Genomic DNA, 606 nt, shown 5'->3' with positions numbered 1-606 from the left:
CAACAAGAAACACTCCGTTATTATCGCTTGATAAGAAAAATAGCATGACGATAGCTTATACTAAAATAAGAAAAAAAGAAATTGCGTAATGCCATAACTTATGAAGAATTAGCATATTTCAAAACTGCTTATCCTAATGAAAAAAACACTAAAGATGATCTGTTTTATTATGTTTACGGTCTCTTGCATTCAGAATATCGCACTCGTTATGTCAATAACCTCTCTAAAGAATTGCCTCGTCTTCTTTATATAAAAACTGCTAAGGATTTTGGAAATTTGTAACAGCAGGGCATGAATTGGGTCATTTGCACGTAAACTATGAAACTGTAGAACCTTATCCTGAGACCTTTAAAAAGGGTAATCCAAAATTAACTGACATCTCTAATCCCGAAAAGTTTTATTATGTGACTGAAATGAAATTCACAAAAATTAAAAATAGTAAGGAAAAGATAAAACCATTGTTATTTACAATAGCAATATCACAATAACAGATATCCCTCTTGAATGGGTTATGGAGCGTCAATGCGTTAAGACTGATAAAAAGAGTGGTATTGTGAATGATGCCAATCGCTATGCTTGTTGAAACCGTTGGCAACCCTGCTTATC

General features: G+C 32.8%; 1 pseudogene. It reads left to right on the top strand.

The window, feature by feature from the left end:
• Nucleotides 1-84 precede the first annotated feature (84 nt).
• A pseudogene (locus tag ACFIKD_RS09760) lies at nucleotides 85-606 on the top strand (type ISP restriction/modification enzyme); the annotation flags it as partial.

Source organism: Bartonella sp. CR84HXZ (assembly GCF_042194535.1).
Taxonomy (GTDB): Bacteria; Pseudomonadota; Alphaproteobacteria; order Rhizobiales; family Rhizobiaceae; genus Bartonella; species Bartonella grahamii.
Note: the sequence above shows the minus strand (reverse complement) of the source record. Positions and strands in the feature narration are given on the sequence as shown.